Here is a 215-nt window from a genome sequence, read left to right as displayed (position 1 = left end):
TGTCTGGCCCCGTGTTCGGAGCCTACCTATAAGGGATTGAAACCGGCATCGGCAGGTCGGGGTGGGTAGCGTGGACAAGTTCGGAGCCTACCTATAAGGGATTGAAACCGTGGTTATGCCGGTTTGTGCCGGCATAATACTCATTTCGTTCGGAGCCTACCTACCCTGAAAACCATAGACCGTAAAAAGGCAACACAAAAACAAGACTGCGGAAA

The organism is Peptococcaceae bacterium (assembly GCA_024655825.1).
In the GTDB taxonomy this organism is placed as follows: domain Bacteria; phylum Bacillota; class Peptococcia; order DRI-13; family PHAD01; genus JANLFJ01.
Note: the sequence above shows the minus strand (reverse complement) of the source record.